Source organism: Natrinema pallidum (genome assembly GCF_005890195.1).
GTDB classification, from domain to species: domain Archaea; phylum Halobacteriota; class Halobacteria; order Halobacteriales; family Natrialbaceae; genus Natrinema; species Natrinema pallidum.
Window position 1 is genome coordinate 2,295,402 of record NZ_CP040637.1, and the last position, 19,491, is coordinate 2,314,892.

19 protein-coding genes and 1 pseudogene are annotated in these 19,491 nt (G+C 65.7%); 10 read left to right on the forward strand and 10 right to left on the reverse strand.

What is annotated here, in order from left to right; translation table 11 throughout:
- Nucleotides 1–78: 78 nt before the first annotated feature.
- Nucleotides 79–938 (reverse strand): annotated as a pseudogene (locus FGF80_RS11460) (Zn-binding domain-containing protein); the annotation flags it as partial.
- 69 nt (nucleotides 939–1,007) lie between these two features.
- On the opposite strand from FGF80_RS11460, the gene thyA reads away from it, so the two are divergent.
- The 4 genes from thyA to FGF80_RS11480 all read left to right on the forward strand — a co-directional run bounded on the left by thyA (nucleotide 1,008) and on the right by FGF80_RS11480 (nucleotide 6,090).
- Nucleotides 1,008–2,024 (forward strand): thymidylate synthase, encoded by a 1,017-nt coding sequence (gene thyA, locus FGF80_RS11465; RefSeq protein WP_138654102.1) that lies wholly within the window; start codon nucleotides 1,008–1,010, stop codon nucleotides 2,022–2,024.
- Nucleotides 2,021–2,566 carry a dihydrofolate reductase gene (locus FGF80_RS11470; RefSeq protein WP_138654104.1) on the forward strand — a complete coding sequence of 182 codons (546 nt, stop codon included), beginning with the start codon at nucleotides 2,021–2,023 and terminating at the stop codon, nucleotides 2,564–2,566. The genes thyA and FGF80_RS11470 overlap by 4 nt, the downstream gene beginning before the upstream one ends.
- A 703-nt stretch (nucleotides 2,567–3,269) precedes the next feature.
- A complete protein-coding gene (locus FGF80_RS11475) occupies nucleotides 3,270–3,797 on the forward strand; it encodes a twin-arginine translocation signal domain-containing protein (protein ID WP_006186647.1) in 528 nt (175 codons plus the stop codon).
- 109 nt (nucleotides 3,798–3,906) lie between these two features.
- Nucleotides 3,907–6,090, forward strand: coding sequence for a thioredoxin domain-containing protein (locus tag FGF80_RS11480; protein WP_138654106.1), 2,184 nt, complete (start codon nucleotides 3,907–3,909; stop codon nucleotides 6,088–6,090).
- Between the two features lie 82 nt (nucleotides 6,091–6,172).
- Here FGF80_RS11480 and FGF80_RS11485 read toward each other — a convergent pair whose 3' ends face one another.
- Entirely contained in the window at nucleotides 6,173–6,547 is a 375-nt protein-coding gene (locus tag FGF80_RS11485; protein WP_138654108.1) for a thioredoxin family protein, read from the reverse strand.
- Nucleotides 6,548–6,645: 98 nt separating this feature from the next.
- Nucleotides 6,646–6,975, reverse strand: coding sequence for a VOC family protein (locus tag FGF80_RS11490; protein WP_138654110.1), 330 nt, complete (start codon nucleotides 6,973–6,975; stop codon nucleotides 6,646–6,648).
- A gap of 190 nt (nucleotides 6,976–7,165) precedes the next feature.
- On the opposite strand from FGF80_RS11490, the gene FGF80_RS11495 reads away from it, so the two are divergent.
- Nucleotides 7,166–8,149, forward strand: coding sequence for a PLP-dependent cysteine synthase family protein (locus FGF80_RS11495; RefSeq protein WP_138654112.1), 984 nt, complete (start codon nucleotides 7,166–7,168; stop codon nucleotides 8,147–8,149).
- 124 nt (nucleotides 8,150–8,273) lie between these two features.
- The gene (locus FGF80_RS11500) at nucleotides 8,274–8,957 is read left to right on the forward strand and encodes a hypothetical protein (protein WP_006186642.1); all 684 of its coding nucleotides are present in this window, start codon (nucleotides 8,274–8,276) and stop codon (nucleotides 8,955–8,957) included.
- Nucleotides 8,958–9,016: 59 nt separating this feature from the next.
- Here FGF80_RS11500 and FGF80_RS11505 read toward each other — a convergent pair whose 3' ends face one another.
- From FGF80_RS11505 to cyaB, 6 genes are all read right to left on the reverse strand, one after another.
- The gene (locus FGF80_RS11505) at nucleotides 9,017–9,622 is read right to left on the reverse strand and encodes a DUF5804 family protein (protein ID WP_049908186.1); all 606 of its coding nucleotides are present in this window, start codon (nucleotides 9,620–9,622) and stop codon (nucleotides 9,017–9,019) included.
- Nucleotides 9,623–9,809: 187 nt separating this feature from the next.
- Nucleotides 9,810–10,988, reverse strand: a complete 1,179-nt coding sequence (locus FGF80_RS11510) for a tRNA sulfurtransferase (RefSeq protein WP_138654114.1) — start codon at nucleotides 10,986–10,988, stop codon at nucleotides 9,810–9,812.
- Nucleotides 10,989–11,059: 71 nt separating this feature from the next.
- On the reverse strand, nucleotides 11,060–12,313 hold the full coding sequence (locus tag FGF80_RS11515; protein ID WP_175417027.1) for an MFS transporter: 1,254 nt from the start codon (nucleotides 12,311–12,313) through the stop codon (nucleotides 11,060–11,062).
- Between the two features lie 125 nt (nucleotides 12,314–12,438).
- Nucleotides 12,439–12,723 (reverse strand): hypothetical protein, encoded by a 285-nt coding sequence (locus tag FGF80_RS11520; RefSeq protein WP_138654116.1) that lies wholly within the window; start codon nucleotides 12,721–12,723, stop codon nucleotides 12,439–12,441.
- A 79-nt stretch (nucleotides 12,724–12,802) separates the two neighbouring features.
- Nucleotides 12,803–14,008, reverse strand: a complete 1,206-nt coding sequence (locus FGF80_RS11525; protein WP_006186638.1) for a methionine adenosyltransferase — start codon at nucleotides 14,006–14,008, stop codon at nucleotides 12,803–12,805.
- A gap of 171 nt (nucleotides 14,009–14,179) precedes the next feature.
- Nucleotides 14,180–14,725 (reverse strand): class IV adenylate cyclase, encoded by a 546-nt coding sequence (cyaB, locus tag FGF80_RS11535; RefSeq protein ID WP_138654120.1) that lies wholly within the window; start codon nucleotides 14,723–14,725, stop codon nucleotides 14,180–14,182.
- Between the two features lie 88 nt (nucleotides 14,726–14,813).
- Between cyaB and FGF80_RS11540 the strand changes: the two genes are divergently transcribed.
- Complete coding sequence (locus FGF80_RS11540; protein WP_138654122.1) at nucleotides 14,814–15,773, forward strand: FKBP-type peptidyl-prolyl cis-trans isomerase; 960 nt, start codon at nucleotides 14,814–14,816, stop codon at nucleotides 15,771–15,773.
- Nucleotides 15,774–16,043: 270 nt separating this feature from the next.
- Here the strand turns inward: FGF80_RS11540 and FGF80_RS11545 are convergent, their stop codons facing one another.
- Complete coding sequence (locus tag FGF80_RS11545) at nucleotides 16,044–16,670, reverse strand: RAD55 family ATPase (RefSeq protein ID WP_138654124.1); 627 nt, start codon at nucleotides 16,668–16,670, stop codon at nucleotides 16,044–16,046.
- A gap of 148 nt (nucleotides 16,671–16,818) precedes the next feature.
- Here FGF80_RS11545 and pyrB point away from each other — a divergent pair, with 148 nt between their 5' ends.
- The 3 genes from pyrB (at nucleotide 16,819) to FGF80_RS11560 (ending at nucleotide 19,340) form a co-directional block, all read left to right on the forward strand.
- On the forward strand, nucleotides 16,819–17,763 hold the full coding sequence (pyrB, locus tag FGF80_RS11550) for an aspartate carbamoyltransferase (RefSeq protein ID WP_006186634.1): 945 nt from the start codon (nucleotides 16,819–16,821) through the stop codon (nucleotides 17,761–17,763).
- Nucleotides 17,756–18,244, forward strand: coding sequence for an aspartate carbamoyltransferase regulatory subunit (pyrI, locus tag FGF80_RS11555; RefSeq protein ID WP_006186633.1), 489 nt, complete (start codon nucleotides 17,756–17,758; stop codon nucleotides 18,242–18,244). The genes pyrB and pyrI overlap by 8 nt, the downstream gene beginning before the upstream one ends.
- A 250-nt stretch (nucleotides 18,245–18,494) precedes the next feature.
- Nucleotides 18,495–19,340, forward strand: coding sequence for a hypothetical protein (locus FGF80_RS11560; protein ID WP_138654126.1), 846 nt, complete (start codon nucleotides 18,495–18,497; stop codon nucleotides 19,338–19,340).
- Nucleotides 19,341–19,491: the final 151 nt, after the last annotated feature.

A 19,491-nucleotide genomic window follows, 5' to 3' on the forward strand; every position in this document is an offset into this window, starting at 1 on the left:
TCCTCGTTCACGCTCACGGGGTTCGAAGGATGGAAACTGCGGGGCGCATCCTTGCCGTACCGCGGTCGAACGATCTCGTCAGGCGTAGAACAGCGGCGGTCGCCGATCGCCTCCGTACTCCTCGTCGGGGAGGTGGGACTCGAGCGCCCCCTCGTCCGCGTCGCCCAGCAACTGATCCAGCACGTCCACGGCCGCGTCGCGGTGTAGCGGCTGGTTGTCGTTCCCACACTGGTCGTCCATCACGCAGGCCGGACAGCCGTCGACGTTCCCGCAGTCGCAATCCGCGATGAGTTCTCGAGCGCGCTCGGCGACGGCCTCGTAGTTCTCGTAGATCGCCCGTGCGAAGCCCAGTCCGCCCTCGATGCCGTCGTAGATGAACCAGCCACTGGCGGGGGGACGCTCGAGACCGCTCGCGATCTCCCGTACCGTGGCCTCGGCGGCGGCGATGTTTCGCGGCGCACCGTCGCCCCCACTGCCCGCGGTTCCGAACTGGGACCTCGCGTCCGCATCCGTGTCTGTCTCCTGATCGAGATGCGAGTCGATCGTCAGGGTCGCGAGCCCACCGAGGTCGCGCTTGTCGACCATCAACTCGAGGGGTGCAACGCCGATCGTCGCGTGCTCGGCGGCGTGGAGCCCGCCCGCGTAGCCCAGATGGGCCGCCCCGCCAGCCCGTCCTCGAGTTCGGGCACCTCGAAGCTCCGGTATTTCTCTCTCAGCGCAGCCTCGACGCGCGAGGGTACCTCGAGCCAGCACAGTTGCGTCTCCATCTCGAGCGGCGGGTTCTCGGTTGGGATTCCCTGCTCCGTGCGCTTGCCGCCGTGAACCGCGACCTTGTCGTAGCTGCCGTGATAGACCAGCACCCGGCCGCGGCCGAAGTGCAGCGTGAACTCGCCGATGTCGCGGGACTCCTCCGAGACGGCGTCCAGCACCGTCACGTCTCCGATTATCTAGCTGACGACTTCCGGATCGTGCGTTATTATAGTCGTTCGGTCGCTACAGTACGGGTAATGCGACAGTATCTCGATCTCGTCGAGACGGTCCTCTCCGAGGGCACGCACAAGCCCAACCGGACCGGCGTCGACACGATTTCGTCGTTCAGCGAGCATTACGAGGTCGATTTGCGGGAGGGGTATCCCCTGCTCACGACCAAGGAGATGGACGGCTACCGCTGGAACTCGATGCTGCATGAAGTCTGCTGGTATCTCTCCGGCGCGGAACACATCCGCGACCTCCGCGAGGAAACGAAAATCTGGGACGCCTGGGCCGACGACGAAGGACGGCTCGACACCGCCTACGGTCGCTTCTGGCGGCGGTTCCCGGTTCCCGAGGACGACGCCCGCCTCGAGGGCGAGTCCTGGCCCGACGAGACCCACCAGTGGGTCACCGAGGAGGGAGACGGTCGGAAGACGTTCGATCAACTGCAGTACGTCATCGACACGCTCTCCGACTCGCCGAACTCCCGGCGGCTGGTCGTCAACGCCTGGCATCCCGCCAACGCGGCCGTCTCGACGCTCCCGCCCTGTCACTACTCGTTCGTCTTCAACGTCCAGGGCGACCGGCTGAACTGCCATCTCACCCAGCGCTCGGGCGACACCGCACTCGGCATCCCGTTCAACATCGCGGCCTACGCGCTCCTGACGAAAGTGATCGCCCAGCAGACCGGCTTCGAACCCGGCACCTTCGCCCACACCGTCGTCGACACGCACGTCTACTGTGGCCGCGGCGAGCGCGGCAAGTGGTACGCCGACAACCTCGCGGCGCTCCAGTCGAGGCTGGCCGACGTCGACGACCGCGATGAGTACCGCGAGGTCCGCGAGTGGCTCGAGTCCGAAGCCCCGCCCGAAGCCGAGGGCGACGAGCGACTCGATCACGTCCCCGGCCTGCTCGAGCAACTGTCGCGAGCGCCGCTCGCACGGCCCACGCTCGAGGTTGCGGACGTCCCGATCGACGAACTCTCGCCCGAGGACGTCGAGCTTCGGGGCTACGAGTCCCACGACGACCTCACGTTTTCGGTGGCCGAATGAGCGACACGCGGGACGCGACCCTGGCTTTCGAGACCGACTGCGAACTCGTCGGTATCGTCGCCGTCGCGGACAACGGCGTCATCGGACGCGACGGCGACATGCCCTGGCACGTTCCGGCCGACCTCCAGCACTTCAAGGAGACGACGATGAACCACCCGGTCATCATGGGCCGGGTGACCTACGAGGGGATCCTCGAGACGCTGGGGGAGCCACTGCCAGGGCGGACGACCGTCGTGTTGACGAGTCGGGACCTCGAGACGCCCGACAACGCCGTGGTCGCGAACGGACTCGAGGAAGCCGTCGATCGGGCCGACACGGCCGCGCAGGAGCACCACGGCGACGCCGATCGGATTTTCATCGCCGGCGGGGCGACGGTCTATGAGGGGTTTTTCCCCGTGCTCGATCGGCTGGTCGTGACCGAAGTCCACGACGAACCTGACGGCGACACGTTCTTCCCCGCCTGGGATCGGGGGTCGTGGAGGGAGGCGTCTCGAGACGAACACGACGGGTTCGCGTTCGTGGAGTACGTCCGCGAGCGGTAACCGGACCCGCTGGCCGCGACGACGGACTCGCGACGCGTTTCGGCGGCGGTGTGTCCACACTGCCGACCCACGCGTGCTCTTTCCGGGGACATAATGCGATGTTTCACGACCGGGCCCCTCGACCCCCGGCACATGCTCGCGCCTCGAGCGGCTCCTCGAAGGGTATGCCCCTCGTCGGCGGCGGACCAGGACGGGAAGGCGCTCGATGTGGCCACTGAGAGAGTGAAACGACGGGCGCAAACCGTTGCTCGGGCGCGGAACCGGACCCGGGATTCGTCGCTCGTCTCGCGGCGTTCACGTTCGCTGAACTGTCCGGCGAAAGCACCTCTTGGTCCCCGAAACGGTCCGACCGAATCGTGACGGTGACTACAGGTGCTGACTCACCTGCCCCGTTCGAGGAGGGGAGACCGGCATCGATCCTGCTCTCGACACCGATGGGGCAGTCAGAGCGTCTTTGCCCGGTTTCTCACGGGACTTATCCAACTTTGATGAGACCTCTCTCGAGGGTCACGTTCCTGTCGGTGCCGCCGTCTTTCAGCACAGTCCGACATCGATAGCGACCGCTTCAATATTCCGGTGTTTGAGCCCCAAAAGGGGCTGTTTCTGGAGTATAGGCCACCATAGAATGTGAAACGATCGGGCTCCCTTTTCCGATACTCCGGTCTACGGTCATGTGCCCCGATCGAGGGGACAAGTGAGAGACATGACAGACGAAACCGATAGCGGACTATTCGACGACTCGCGGCGATCGTTCATGAAAAAGAGTGCCCTTACTGCGGGCGCAGTAGCGCTCGGAACCGCAGGTGCGGGGACTGCAGCAGCTCAAGACGGTGGCAGTGTCGTCGTCTTCGGAGACGACTACGAGCCCGGCGTCGACCTCACCGTTGTCTCGGCGCTGAACGACGGAACGAAAGACGAACTGTTCAGCGAGGCCGGTCTGGAAGACGAGTTCGACACGCCGGACGACTGGGATGTCTACATCATCAACTACGACGTTGGCGGCTCCGCCCCGTCGCTGGGATTCCTGATGTCGGAAGACGTCGACCTCAGCGCCGGTGATAGCGAGACGATGGGCGCGGACGGGCAGTTCCGCGATTCCGAACTGAGTCTGGTCGAGGCTACCCCCGGCGAGACCGGCGGCGGTGGCGATGGCGGTGGCGGCGGCGACAGCGAGACCGAATCGGATGAACCGATGGGAGACGGCGGCAACGAGAGCGGCGGCGGCAACTAGAGCGCGGTTTCCGTTTTCTCCGTTTTGATCGCCGTCGACAGCGAGCAAGTAGCGGTGTTCGGTGCCGGATCTCCTGTTGTTTTTAGCCGCGTCGGCCGTAGGTCCGTCCATGACCGATCCGACCCGGCGCAATCGGCTCGACGAGGAGGAGAGCCCGTATCTGCGCCAGCACGCGGACAACCCCGTCAACTGGCAGCCCTGGGACGAAACTGCTCTCGAGGCGGCCCGCGAGCGCAACGTACCGATTTTCCTCTCGATCGGCTACTCGGCGTGTCACTGGTGTCACGTTATGGCGGAGGAGAGCTTCGAGGACGAGGCGGTCGCAGAGGTGATAAACGAGAACTTCGTCCCGATCAAGGTCGACCGCGAGGAGCGTCCCGACATCGACAGCATCTACATGACCGTCTGTCAACTCGTGCGCGGACAGGGCGGGTGGCCGCTCTCGGCGTGGCTCACGCCCGAAGGCAAACCGTTCTTCATCGGGACCTACTTCCCTCGCGAGGGCCAGCGCGGTCAGCCTGGCTTCCGCGATCTCTGCCAGCGCATTAGCGACTCCTGGGAAAGCGAGGAGGACCGCGAGGAGATGGAGAACCGCGCCCAGCAGTGGACCGACGCCGCGAAAGACCAACTCGAGGAGACCCCGGACACCGCGGGAGTCGGTGCTGAGCCGCCCTCGAGCGCCGTGCTCGAGACGGCCGCGGACATGGTGCTCCGCAGCGCCGACCGCCAATACGGTGGGTTCGGCTCCGGCCAGAAGTTCCCCCAGCCCTCGCGACTGCGCGTCCTCGCACGGGCCTACGACCGCACCGGTCGCGAGGAGTACCGCGAGGTCTTCGAGGAGACGCTGGACGCGATGGCCGCGGGCGGGCTCTACGATCACGTCGGGGGCGGGTTCCATCGGTACTGCGTCGATCGGGACTGGACGGTCCCCCACTTCGAGAAGATGCTGTACGACAACGCCGAGATCCCGCGGGCGTTCCTTTCGGGTTACCAACTGACGGGCGAAGACCGCTACGCCACCGTCGTCTCGGAAACGCTGGAGTTCGTCGATCGGGAACTGACCCACGACGAGGGCGGCTTCTTCAGCACTCTCGACGCCCAGAGCGAGTCGCCCGAAACTGGCGAGCGCGAGGAGGGGGCGTTCTACGTCTGGACGCCCGCGGAGGTCCACGAGGCACTCGACGACGAGACCGACGCCGCCCTCTTCTGTGCCCGGTTCGATATTTCGGAGTCGGGCAACTTCGAGGGACGGAACCAGCCCAACCGCGTGGCTACCGTGTCGGAACTCGCCGACCAGTTCGACCTCGCGGAACACGAAATCCTGAAGCGACTCGACTCGGCCCGCCAGCGGCTGTTCGAGGCCCGCGAGGAGCGGCCGCGACCCAACCGTGACGAGAAGATCCTCGCGGGCTGGAACGGGCTGCTGATCTCGACCTACGCCGAGGCGGCGCTGGTACTCGGCGCGGACGACTACGCCGACACTGCCGTCGACGCACTCGAGTTCGTCCGCGATCGCCTCTGGAATGAGGACGACCAGCGGCTCTCGCGGCGCTATAAAGATGGAGACGTCAAAGTCGACGGCTATCTCGAGGATTACGCCTTCCTCGCCCGTGGCGCACTCGACTGCTACCAGGCGACCGGCGAGGTCGACCACCTCGCGTTCGCCCTCGAGTTGGCTCGCGTCATCGAGGCCGAGTTCTGGGACGCGGACCGCGGGACCCTCTACTTCACGCCCGAGAGCGGCGAGTCGCTGGTCACCCGGCCGCAGGAACTCGGCGACCAGTCGACCCCCTCGGCGACCGGGGTCGCGGTCGAAACCCTCCTCGCCCTTGACGAGTTCGCCGCGGAAGACTTCGAGGACATCGCCGCGACCGTCCTCGAGACCCACGCGAACGAACTCGAGTCGAACGCGCTCGAGCACGCGACGCTCTGTCTCGCCGCCGACCGACTCGCGGCCGGCGCGCTCGAAGTGACCGTCGCGGCCGACGACCTGCCGACCGCGTGGCGCGACCGCCTCGCCTCGCAGTACTACCCCGACCGGCTCTTTGCGCTGCGGCCGCCGACCGAGGACGGACTCGAGGCGTGGCTCGAGACGCTCGGCCTCGAGAACGCGCCGCCGATCTGGGCGGACCGGGAGGCCCGTGACGACGAGCCGACACTGTACGTCTGTCGGGAACGGACCTGCTCGCCGCCGACTCACGACGTGGCCGACGCGCTCGAGTGGCTCGGCGAGAACACCGATGCCGGTGGCTCGAACGAGACGACGGCCGACGAGTCGGGCAGCCCGTTCTAGGGCCGGGACTCGAGGGCCGACGCGGATGGACGCGTGGAGAGCGATTCAAAAGACGATCCGTTCGAGGCTGACGCCGGCGGCGTTACGCGAGTTCGTCCTCGAGTCGATCGGCCAGCCAGACGGCCGGTGGCACGTCCTCCTCCTCGACGAAGCGGACGAGTTCCTCGCCGTCGTCGGTTTCGACGACGATCGTCGGAATGTACTCGATGCCGTATTCCTCGACCCCCGGCCCTTGTTTGTCCTGATCGACGCTGACCTCCTCGATACGGTCCTCGGGGACCGCGGCGGCCTCGAGCGCCGCGCCGAAGTCGGGCAGGAGCGCGCGACAGTCCGTACACCAGTCGCCGCCCCAGACCGTGTACATCAGTTCGTCGCTATGGGCCGCGAGCGTGTCGACCGCGTCCTCGTAGCTGGCCGCATCCCACGTGGGGTTCGGCCGCATGGTCTCGAGACTCATGTGAACGGCTTGCGTCCGGGCGGGCTTAACGGCGATGCTTCGACGGCGGTCCGGCTCGGGCCGCTTGCCGACCGCCGGGATTCGTGGCGGGGCGGCGATCACTCGAACGTCTGGAACTCGACGGTTCGCCCCTCGGGGTCGGACGCGAAGAACTGGTAAATATCGTACGTGTCGTTGAACCGTGGTTCGCCGTCCGCACGGGCCTCCAACTGCGCGTACAGTTCGTCGACACCGTCGCGGTCGTCGAAGACGAACGTGATGATCCCCTCGGTATCCGCCTCCGAGCCGGCGCAGAAGCCAACGCGGAACGAGCCCGCTTCGAGGATGGTACATCCCGGCTGCTCGAGCCAGATGTCGGCACCGAGATCGCGATAGAACTCGATCACGTCGTCGTGGTGTGCCGTCCGAAAGAACACGATACCGTCCATACCGGCTACCTGTGTCACAGTGACACAAATCGGCTGCGGTTGGCGGGCGGTCATCGCCGGCCGTGTCGGGCCGGGGCGCGAGCACCGACCGCCGTCACTCTCCGGCGGGTTCGACCGGTCGCGCCGATACACCGGCACGTCCTGCCTCTGTCCAGCATGGGTTTACGTCTGGAAACCGTATCGCGGGCCAATGAAAGGGAGCATCCTGGACACGATCGGCTCGCCGCTGGTCCAGGTCGACTCGCCAGCGGGTGCGACGGTCGCCGCGAAGATCGAATCGTTCAACCCTGGCGGCTCGGCGAAGGACCGGCCGGCCCGCGAGATGATTCGGGCCGCCGAGCGCGACGGGCTGATCGAACCCGGCGACTGGCTCGTCGAGCCGACGAGCGGCAACACCGGCATCGGACTCGCGCTCGTCGCGGCCGCCCGCGACTACGACCTGACGATCGTCATGCCGGCGGACAAGTCCACCGAACGCCAGCAGCTGCTGTCCGCTTACGGAGCCGACCTCGAACTCGTCGAGGGGGAGATGGCCGACGCCCGCGCTCGAGCCGAGGCACTCGAGGCCCAGGGCGCGGTCCAGCTCGGGCAGTTCGAGAACCCCGCGAACCCTAAGGCACACTATCAGACGACCGGCGAGGAGATCGTCGAACAGGTCGGCGACCGCGAGGTCGACGCCTTCGTCGCCGGCGTCGGAACCGGTGGCACGATCTCGGGCATCGGCCGCCGGCTCCGCGAGGAGTTCCCCGACGTCGAGATCGTCGCCGTCGAACCCGAGCGCAACGCCGTCCTCTCGACCGGCGAAGCCGGCGGCGACGAGTTCCAGGGGATGGGGCCCGGTTTCGTCAGCGACAACCTCGACCTCGAGCTGCTCGATCGCGTCGAGACCGTGCCACTCGAGGACGCCGAAGACGAGTGTCGTCGTCTCGCTCGCGAGGAGGGTGTCCTCGTCGGTCAGTCGAGCGGTGCGACGAGTCTCGTCGCCCAGCGTGTCGCACGCGAGATCGCCGAGCCGGACCTCGACTGTCCGGAGGTCCCGACCGCGTTCGACGAGGGCCAGCGGCCGGCCTCGCCGGAGACCGACGGCGGACGGACGGCCGACGACTGCCCGCTCGTCGTCACCGTCTTCTGGGACAGCGGCGAACGGTATCTCTCGACCGGCCTCTTCGACTGACGCCTCGGCCTTGCGGCCGTCAGTGACGCACGGAAGCGCGGCCGAAAACGCACCCGCCGTAACGAAAACCTTTCTTTCAGCTAGCCGAATGCCTTTTACTTACGAGTGCGTATTGGGTAGTACTATGACAGCCCCCTCGAGACGCGCCCTGCTCTGTGGAACCGCATCCGTGATCGCGCTGTCCGCCGGTTGTCTCGGCGACGACACCGAGGACTCGCCGTCGAACGAGACCGAACCCGACGACGGCGATCCCGGAACGCCGTCGGGCGATGACGACGGCCCCGAGGACGGTGACGACGCCGACGGGAAAGCCACCGAGTTGGCCGGCTCCGACTCCCGAACGTACCGGTACTCGAAGCGGTCGACGTCGCCCCGGCTGAACATGCTCGGGGACGATGCAGCAGCCACCGACTGGCTCGCCGAGCACGATCGAACCGGCGACTCCCTCGAGACGTTCGTCGACGAGACCGATTTCGAGACATCGGTCCTCGTGTCACTCGAGGCCGGCGCTCCAAACCCCTGCCACGAACTGGCGCTCGAGTCGATCGCTGCCGAGGACGAGCAGGTCGTCCTCGATGGGGCAGTCCGCGAGACGAGCGACGACGACGAGGCCTGTATCACTCAAGAGACGACCGTCGGACGCCTCGTTCGGGCGACGTTCGATGGACAGCGCCTGACGAACGTCTCGGTGACCATCGTGGACCGGAACGGCGAGTCGCACCAGGTGTCTGTGTCGCACGATACCGCGTCCGAGAGCGCGGGTGCCGAGTCGTCGAATAGCTCGACCGAGACAGCCGACGACGAGTAGGGTCGCACGTCACCGAGACAGTCGTCGGGATGTCCGTCGAGACCGGCCTCGAAGCCGACTTACGAGTATTCGGCTTCGGTCACCCGGACGACGAGGGTGTCCTCGACGTCCCGGAGATCGTACTCGGGGACATCGCCGTCGACCCGGCGTACGTACAGCGGTTCGACGAGTCTGTGTGTCGGCTCTGCGACGCCCGCCCGCTCGGCCTCGCCCGGGTCGCCCTCGGTCCCCGTCTCGGGGCCGACGGACGCCTTCGCGCCGCCATCGGCGTCCGCCCTCGAGTCGCCGGTCCCGGTAGCGTCGTCGGCAGCCGGCTCCGAACCCGCGCCCACTCGCTCGAGGCCGTAAACCTTGCAGAATTCGGCGGTGGCCGCGGGCTCGAGGTCGCCGTTCCGGAGCTGCGTGGCCAGCGACCGCGAGAGCCAGTCCTCGTCGCTGATGCTGGGGTCCTGAACGAGCGCCTCGTCGACGAACCTGGTGAGATACCAGTTCAGGTCGTTCAGCAGCGAGACGGCAGCGCCGATACTGACCGTCCGGACGGCCAGCGAGTTCTCGACGGGGCGCTCCAGGTCGTAGGTCGACAGCGCCTCGCGAGCCGTTTCGCGCGAGAGGAGTTCGTACTGGAGGTTGGTCCCGGCCTCGCCGATGAGACAGACGCGAGTCACTATCATGTGGTGGGAGCGACGACGTAATGTCGGTTTCGGCTTGTAAACGGGGCCATCGCGACCACCGCTCGCTGCGGAGCGACGGGCTCCCTGACTGCGACGGTGATCGACGTCCTCTTCGGTCCTATCCCGGCAGTGGCTCGTCGGGCTGTCTCCGAGCGGAGGACACGGCGTGTCGCGGACCGGTTCAGGGGTCGACCAGTTCCGCAGCCGCCGCCGCGTCTTCGGCGCGCTCGAGCAGGTCGTCGGGCTCGGCGTCCAGCAGCGGTTTCAGTCGGGCGTTGGTCTCGACCTGATCGGGAGTGACGCGGTTGCAGCCGGCGTCGATCGTCGAGTCGGTGAAGGTGCCGATCTCGCGGGCTTGGGCGACGATGTACTGTTTGTCGCTGGTCAACAGCGGGCGGTGGATCGGAAGGCGGGTCGCACGGCTTGTGACGCCGAGATTGCGGATCGTCTGGCTCGACTTCTGGCCGGCCGCCTCGCCGGTGACGATGCCGTCCGCGTCGATGCGTTCGGCCAGCGTCTCGGCGGCGCGGTAGAAGAATCGCCGCAGGGAGAGCATACGACCCTGTTCCATCTCCTCGACCAGCAGAGCCACCGTTTCGCCGCCCGGAACCCGATAGACCTGCATGTCGAAGTTCGGCGCGTACGCAGAGAGGATGCGCACCGTTTCCATCGCGCGGGCCTCGTGGTCGATCCCGCCGTAATCCCCGAGGGCGACGTACGCCGGGACGACCGGACTCCCGCGTTTCATCATTTCGTAGGCTGCGACCGGCGAGTCGATCCCGCCGCTGACCAGCGCGATGACCGGCTCCTGGGAACCAAGCGGGAGCCCGCCCGGCCCGTCGACCTGCTCGAGGTAGACGAACGCGATGTCGGCGCGTACCTCGATGCCGAACGTGAGATCGGGATCGTCGAGGTCGACCGCGGGCTCGAACTCGTCGTCGACGGCCTCCCAGATCGCGTTCCCGGCGTCGCGAGCCAGATCCTCGCTGTCGTAGGGCAGACTCTTGTCCGCCCGGCGGGCGTCGACCGCGAACGTCCCGCCGTCGTAGTGTTCGCGGGCCGTTTCCACGACCGCCTCGAGGATGCGCGCCTGCTCCGTGCTGACCGTCAGGGCGGGGCTGGCGGAGACGACGCCGAAGGCGTCCGTTGCGGCAGCAGTCGCCGCTTCGACGGCGTCCTCGGTCGTGTGGATCAGCGGCCGGTTCCACCGGCGCTCGACCTCGCCCGGAACCGACCGATCCGCCAGCAAGGCCTCTATGTTCTCCGCGAGGAGGTCCTCCATGTACCGCTTGACAGTATTGCTCTTTGTGTTGAGGTCCCCGTGGCGGATGAGGACGGTGTCGGCTCCCGGTGGGTGCATGGACTGTGATAGATGGTTGAGGCTATAAGGGCATTACGAGGACGGGATTCGGCCGAGGAGCCGCCAGCAACTCAGACGATGGAGTCGTCGACCGTCGGGCTCAGGTGGCCGGTGTAGGAGTAGATACCGGCGACCAGAACGGCCCCGGCCAACAGCGGGATGAGCGCGCTGAGCGCGTACAGCACGTCGTACCCGACCGCGGTAGCGAAGGGGAGCGATACCAGCGGCCCGAGACCGCCGCCGACGTCGCCGAAGATGTTGTTCGTTCCCATCGCCCTGCCCATCCGATCCTCGGGCGTGAGGTCGGCGAGGAGGGCCGTCAGCGGGCCGCCGACGCCGCCCTGTCCTGCCCCGATAAGGGCACACGCGAGGACGACGGCTCCGAACGAAGGGGCGACCGTGAGCACGGCGAACCCGGCACAACTGATCGTCAGAAAACCGATCAGGACGGGCACGCGGGCACCGACGACATCGCTGAGCTTGCCGCCGACGATAGTAAAGGCCGCACCCGAGAGCGCGGAGACCGCCATCAGCAGCCCCGAGGTTCCCTGTTCCCCGTAGTCGATGCCGTGGCCCGCGACCGCGAGCGACAGCGTCAGCGACTCGGCCTCGAGATAGAGGACGAGCGTCGAGAAGAGGACGCCGATGTACGCGAAATAGAGCCCGAAGTTGACCAGGCCGACGGTGAGTGCGGGGAGCGTCGTCTCGAGGTCCCAGGGGCTGATCGACGACCCGGCGGCTTCGACGTGGGTTTCCGGAACGATGAAGAAGGCGATGACGCTCGCGAGGGCGGCGAAGGAGGCCGCGAGAACGAACGCCGTCGCGTTGCTGTAGGCCTCGCTGACGAGCCCGCCGAGAACCATGCCGGCGGGGAAGCCGAACGTGATCCCGGCTCGGACGATGCCCATGCTCGTCCCGCGCGAACTGGCGTCGCTGATGTCGGCGGTGATCGTGTAGGCCGTCGCGAACACGAGCGCGCTCCCGACGCCCCAGCAGACCCGCGCGAGGACGAACCAGAACTCGGGCACCGACGACGTGATCGCGACGACGTAGCCCGCGGTCGCGGCCCCCTCGATCGCCAGCCCCGCGACGAACGGTTTCCGGGTCCCGATCCGGTCGACGAGCGCGCCGGCCGGGCCGTTCGCGACCAGCCGCGTCCAGCGATTCGCCGAGAGGATGACGCCGACCATGAACGCCGAGATGCCGAGCACCTCGCCGAGGTTCGGGAGGATCGGGAAGACGACGCCGCCACCGAAGCCGACGAAGAAGGTACTCGCGACGACGGCGTAGACGATGCGGTTCGAACTGGCAGATATCCGTGACATCGGTGATCGTTCTCGAGTACTGTTTCGAAACGGCAATCGCGACGGCAAGAAATGTGTCGGTACATAAATACATGACCGAATCCGACAGTTCTGTCGCCGCTCGAGTTATCACTCAAAACCGTGGCTCACGTTGGATCGCTGCTCGGCAGTCCGAGCACGAGCGATGAGTGAGATCGGGTGACCTGTATCCCCGTACAATAGAGCACGTACGCAGAACTGAAGAAGAGAAGCAGCCCGAAAAGAAGGAAAAGCGTATGGATCGTTCCTCCCGCGCTCAGACCGCTGCCGACAGTGAATACGAATCCGATACATAGTCCGAAAGCGCCGAGAATGGTTTTGAATACCACTGCAAAACGGGTTCCATTGCCCTGTGGTGGTTCGTCTCCGCCGGTTGACTCTGCTGAATCCATCCAGTGATACGTATTACTACAGCGATGAAAGACTTTGCCGAGAAGGGGGTGTGTTAATAGGCGGCCAACAACTACGTTCTCAGAACGTCGAGAGGTCGCCCTCGATCACGCTACGCGTGATTTCGGTCACGTTCGCGAGTTCCCGATCGACGATCGCGGCGGCGTCGTCCTCGACATCCGACACCGCGACGCCCTCGTCGGTGACGACCTGCACGTCGGCGACGTGGGGCTGGTCGATCGGCCGGCCGATCTGTGACAGGAGCCGCACGCGCAGGTCGCGGATGCCGTCGACCTCGCTGACGACCTCTTCGGCGATCTCCGTCGAGAGCAGGTTGTAAATCTTCCCGATGTGATTGACCGGGTTCTTGCCGCTGGTCGCCTCCATCGACATCGAACGGTTGGGCGTGATGAGTCCGTTCGCGCGGTTCCCGCGGCCGACGGAGCCGTCGTCGCCCTGCTCGGCGGACGTTCCGGTGACCGTGAGATAGATCGACCCCTCGTCGTAGTCGTCGGCCGTGTTGACGTGCACGTCGACATCGCGGTCGGTGTGTGCGCGCGCAACGTCGTCGACGAAGTCCCGGACGGACTCGACGGCCTCGGCGTAGTCGTCGAGATCGGCGACGTACTCGTCGACCATCGCCGCCGCGACGGTGACATCGATCTCGTCGCCCTCGCGCTTGCCCATGATCTTCACGTCCGGGCCGAGTTCGGGGTTCTCGTCGGCGTACTCCCCGTTCAGTCGTCGCTCGGCCTCGAGAACGATCCGTTCGGTTTCGGTCAGCGGCGCGTGGCCGACGCCGAAACTCGTATCGTTGGCCATCGGGACGCTCACTTCGTCCTCCCCGAAGACTTCCTGCAGGTCGCCGCTCCCCTCCCCGAGTTTGACGTCGACCACGACGTCCTCGCCGACGGTCAGTTGGGGGATGTTCTCCTCGAGGTACTCCCGTGCCGCCCGCAGGGCGATGGTTTCGGCGGGGATCGTCTGGCCTTCGTAGTGTTTGGTCGCGCGGCCGACGATCAGCAGATAGATCGGGTCGACGACCTCGCCGCCGCCGAAGGCGGGCGCTGCCTCGCCGGCGACGAGTTGCGTCTCGTCGGTGTTGAAGTGTAGTACTTCACCGACGCGATCCAAGTACTCGCGTGCGAGCGCCCCCGCGACGCTCTCGGCAATGCCATCACAGATAGAGTCGGGATGTCCGATCCCCTTTCGTTCGACGATTTCGACCTCCTGATCCTCGACCGCTTGCCGATCGATAGACTCGATCCGGATATTCCGCTCGCTCATTGGCGGCTCTAAACGGAGCGAGGTGGTATAACTTGCGAAAACAGACACGAGATGGAAAATGCTTATCGGTTATGTATCTGTCGGCGAACGGTCGATAGCAACTGAAACGATTCACATACTGATCGTAACACCGTCCTGCGATCAGGTGTGCATTGACGTTCAGTTACTACTCTATTCGGCCCCCAGCAGCAAGCCGAGATAGGACGTCCGAAGCTGGTCGTCTGGCTCCAGTTCGAGCCGCTCGAGTACGTCGTAGGCACCGTCGCGAGCCGCCTCGAGATCGGACTCGTCCGCGACGTCGGTTTCGACTTCGACGTACTCGCCGACGTCGTCGACCGAATCGAGGGTGACGGTGTACCCCTCGAGCGCGAACCGTTCGCGCTCCTTGCGGACCGTCGCGGCGGCCTCGAAGCCGAGGTTCGTCAGGATCGCGTCGGCCGTCTCGCGATCGCCGACGGCGGTCTCGAGTTCCTCGCGGGTCTTGGACTCCTCGTCGACGAGCGGACCCTTGTAGGTAATACGGGTGTCCGCGGACCCGCTGTCCGGCCGTTCCGATCGAATCCGCAACGCCTCGTCGGTCTCGGTGAACTCGCGGTGGGGGGCGTCGTAATAGGTGTCGACTTGCACGACGCTCCCGCGAGACTGCGCCTCGATGGCCGCGAGGCGGTCGCGGACGGCAGCGAGATCGGCGGGGACCTTCACTTCGACCTCGTACATGCCCGGGGGGACGGCCGGCGGTCGTAAGTATCGGTCGCTCTCGTTCGAAAACGTCGTACTTAAATGTCGACGGCGGGACGTACAACGTATGACTGAGGATCAAGAGGCCGAGCTCGAGGAGCAGGCCGATGACGTCGACGAAGCAGGAGCCGAAGAAGACGCCGACGGACTGCAGGAAGGCGACTTCGTCGAACTGGAGTACACCGCGTACACGACCGAGGACGAACAGCTGGTCGATACGACCGACCCCGAAGTCGCCGAGGAGGAAGGCGTCGACGAGCAGGGCCAGGAGTTCAAGCCGCGAACGATCGTCGTCGGTGAGGGCCACATCTTCGAGGCCGTCGAGAACGACATCGTCGGCTCCGAGCCCGGCGACTCCGGAACCGTGATCGTCCCCGCCGAGGACGCCTTCGGCGAGTACGACCCGGACGACGTCCAGACCGTCAGCGCCGAAAAGATCGACGAGGACGACCGCTACCCCGGTGCGAACGTCCAGATCGACGGCCAGCAGGGCTACATCAGTACCATCATCGGCGGGCGCGCCCGCGTCGACTTCAACCACCCGCTGGCGGGTGACGATGTCGAGTACGAGTACACGATCGCCGACGAGGTCGACGACCGCGAGCAGCAGGCCGCCGGCCTCTTCGAGATGTACCTCGGGATGGAGCCCGAACTCTGGATCGAGACGGACGAAGTCGAGGAAGAGGTCCCCATCGAGCCCGACGACGACGAGGACGAAGACGCCGAGCCCGAGTTCGAGACCGAAACCGTCGAGAAGGAGACGCTCTATCTGGAGGCCACGCCCCAGATGACGATGAACCAGCAGTGGATGATGGGCAAACAGCAGATCGGCCAGGACATCATCGAGAAGGTCGGCGTCGACCGCGTCATCGTCCAGGAAGTCATCGACGGCATGGGTGGCATGGGCATGGGCGGTATGATGGGTGGCATGGGCGGTATGGGCGGCGGCGATATCGAGGAGGCTCTCGAGGACGCCGACGTCGATGCCGACGAGATCGTCGACGAACTCGAAGGCGCAGAGGAGTAACACGCCGCAGTCGCCGGCCGGTTCGGCTCGGAGACGACCACGAGCGTGCGTTCGCGACTTTTTCCCACCCCACTCGTGAGGCTAGCCGATGATGGGCAGTTCGATAGGCGACGCTCCGGGGCCGGGGTCACCCACTGAGACCGGCGAGTTCAAACAGCGACGCCGCCTCGACGGTCACCGAACGGACCGCTGCGATCACGCCGTTTCACGCCCGAACAGGAGGGCCGACGGAAGCGACTGGTTCCGTCCGGCGGCGTCGAGTAGTCCCACTCACGCGATGTCGCGGCTCGTGTCGATCGCGACCTCCTCCGTCAACTCGAGTTTGATCGCGTCGGTCGGTTGGCTGCCGCCGCGGAACTTGGGGATCGTCAGGTGGTTCTCGAGTTCGGTGCCGGCGATCTCGGTTCGGAGATCGAAGACGGCGTCGGCGGCGTGGTAGGTCCGGGACCGGTTTTCGGGTTCGTCGTCGGCTTTCAGGCAGTGGAGGACGGCGATGCTCCCCGTCTCGAGCATCTTGGTTTTGAGTTCGTTGAGGAAGGTGACGTACGCGTCGGTCTCACACCGCTCTAAAACGTCCATCGTGTCGATGATGAGGTTGGCCCCGTCGGGGAGGGCTCCGATGAGCCGGGTCGCCTCCTCGAGCGGCGTGTCGCTGGTGACGTGTCTGACCGTCGGGCTTCCGACCGAGGACGGCGAGGCCTCGATGGCGTGGCGGACGGCGTCGTCGGAGCGTTCCGTCGAGAGGTAGAGCGTCCCGCGGGCGGCGGTGAGTTCGTAGAGAAGGAGCTCGGATTGGCTGGCCGGGTCGGCCGTGTAGGCGACGATACACCCCGGCGGGAGCCCGCCGTCGAGCTTTCGATCGAGGACGTCGATTCCAGTGTCAAGCCGGCCGACCATACAGTTGTTTCCAATTGCTGCAGTGTCTGTATAACTCTTTGCCTTAAGTTTTGCTCCCTGACATCGGCGCTGACGGCGCGCTCGGGCACCGCGAGTCATCGCATCGAATGGAGAGATTCAAGGGGCACGCCACAGCCTACACGAACGAATGCGTCACGATCACCTCATCACGAGCAAACAACTCTCGCGGGGGGACATCGAGACCGTCCTCGACTACGCGGCCGAGATCGACGCCGATCCGTCGGCGGTCGCCGACCGCCACGCCGACACCCTGCTCGGCCTGCTCTTCTTCGAACCGAGTACGCGGACGAAGATGAGCTTCGAGACCGCGATGAAACGACTCGGCGGCGATGTCGTCGACATGGGCTCGGTCGACTCCTCGAGCGTGAAGAAAGGAGAAACGCTCGCCGATACCGTCCGGGTCATCGAGGGGTACACCGACGGACTCGTCCTGCGCCATCCCAAACAGGGCGCGGCGACGATGGCCAGCGAGTTCGTCGACGTGCCGCTGGTGAACGCGGGGGACGGTGCCGGCCACCACCCTACCCAGACGATGCTCGATCTCTACACGATCCGGGAGAACGCCGGCCTCGACGACCTGACCATCGGTATCATGGGCGACCTGAAGTACGGCCGGACCGTCCACTCGCTGGCCTACGCGCTGACGAATTTCGACGCCCAACAGCACTTCATCAGTCCGGAGAGCCTCCAGTTGCCCCGCGAGGTCGTCTACGATCTCCACCAGCAACAGGACGGCACGGGGATCAAGGAACACGACTCGCTCGAGGGGGTGCTGCCCTCGCTCGACGTGCTCTACGTCACGCGGATCCAGCGCGAGCGATTCCCCGACGAAAACGAGTACCAGAAGGTCGCCGGCGAGTACCAGATCGACGCCGAGACGCTCGCGGCCGCGAGCGACGAGTTGACCGTAATGCATCCGCTGCCCCGCGTCGACGAAATCGCGCCCGAGATCGACGAGACGCACCACGCGGCGTACTTCGAACAGGCGCACAACGGCGTCCCGGTCCGGATGGCGCTGCTCGATCTCCTGTTGAGCGACGACACGCGTATCGGCGGTGATAGCAATGAGTGACGATCACGATCACCACGACGGGAACGACGACCACGAACTGCGGGTGAGCAAGATCCGCGACGGCACCGTCATCGATCACGTCCACGGCGGGCAGGCGCTGAACGTCCTCGCAATCTTGGGTATCGACGGCACCGAGGGTGAGGAGGTCTCCGTCGGGATGAACGTCCCCTCGGATCGGCTCGCGCGCAAGGACATCGTCAAGGTCGAAGGTCGGGAACTGAGCCAGGACGAGGTCGACGTCCTCTCGCTGATCGCGCCCGACGCGACGATCAACATCGTCCGCGACTACGACGTCGTCGAGAAACACCGCGTCGAACGCCCCGACATCGTCGAGGGCGTCCTCTCGTGTCCTAACGCCGGCTGTATCACGACCGGCGACGAGCCCGTCACCTCGCGGTTCTCGGTGCTCGAGGACGGCGTCCGGTGTTCGTACTGCGGGACGATCGTTCGCGACGAGATCGCGTCGCTGATCGATACCTGATCCGGGGGGTCGCGGCCGACGGGTTCGATTCTCTCGCCGAGACGAGTATCCAGAATACATAAGTATTTGCCGGCCGTTTTTCCCGACGTACATGTCACGTACCGCCAAGATTGCGCTCGCCCTGTTCGTCATCGCCGTCCTCTACAAGGTCGCGTTTAGCGGCTCGTCGGACGTCGAAGTCGACTACGAACCGACCGAAGAATAGCACCGATTCCGAACGGCTTACGGGGACGGCGGCGTACACTGAGCTATGTACGGCGTCGTCACCCGGAACGCCGAAGAAGTACGGTGGCCGGAGTTCGACCGCGGCTTCTACGAAGTCAAGGACGTGACCGGCCGGTCCGCCGAGCCGATCGCCGACGGGGTAAACATGGTCTCGTGTTTCGGCGACAACGCTGCCGCCGACGCCGACCCGTCGCTGGTGCCCGTCGACGACATGGGTCGGCCGGCCGACCGCGAACGGTCCTATTTCGACTGGGCGTATATCTGTCCCTCCCGCGAGGACTACCGGCAGGGCCTGTTCGAGGTCATCGACGACTGCGTCGCGGAAAACGAGGACGTCCGCCTCGACGACATCGGCTTTCCCCGCGCGGAGTACTGCCGGTGTGGCGTCTGCGAGCAGGCCTTCGACGCCAGCGAGTACGACGACCGCATGGCGTGGCGGGCGAGCGTCATCACCGATTTCGTCGCCGCGGCCGCCGACCGGATTCCCGGGACGGTCTACATGACGCTCTACCCCGACCCGTACCCCGGCCACCTCTACGAGCGCGCCGGCATCGACCTCGAGGCGATCGCCGACCACGTCGACGAGTTCGTCGTCCCGTTGTACGATACGGCGTACGGTACGACCTACTGGCTCGAGACGATCGCGAAGGGGTTCGAGAGTGCGCTCGAGACGCCGTTTAATATCGAATTGTACGCCGTAAACGTCGATGTGGATAACCTGATCCACGCGCTCGAGGTCGCCGAGGAGTACGCCGAGGGCGTCTTCTTCGGCTACGAGGCGAGCAACGGGCGCGCGGCACTGCGCCGAATGCAGGCCGACCAGCGCGACGGCGTGACACACGGCGACCCGGGGACGGAATCGGACCCCTGACCGGGGCGAGCCGCTTACGATCGGTCCGACGCTCGCTCGAGCCGATCGTAAGCGGCTATTACACGCCCGTGGCCGGTCGTATCACGGATTACTCTGGCACGATGCGATGGGATCGCCAGCCCGGTTTTTCGATCCGGCGTCTGTCGGTTAC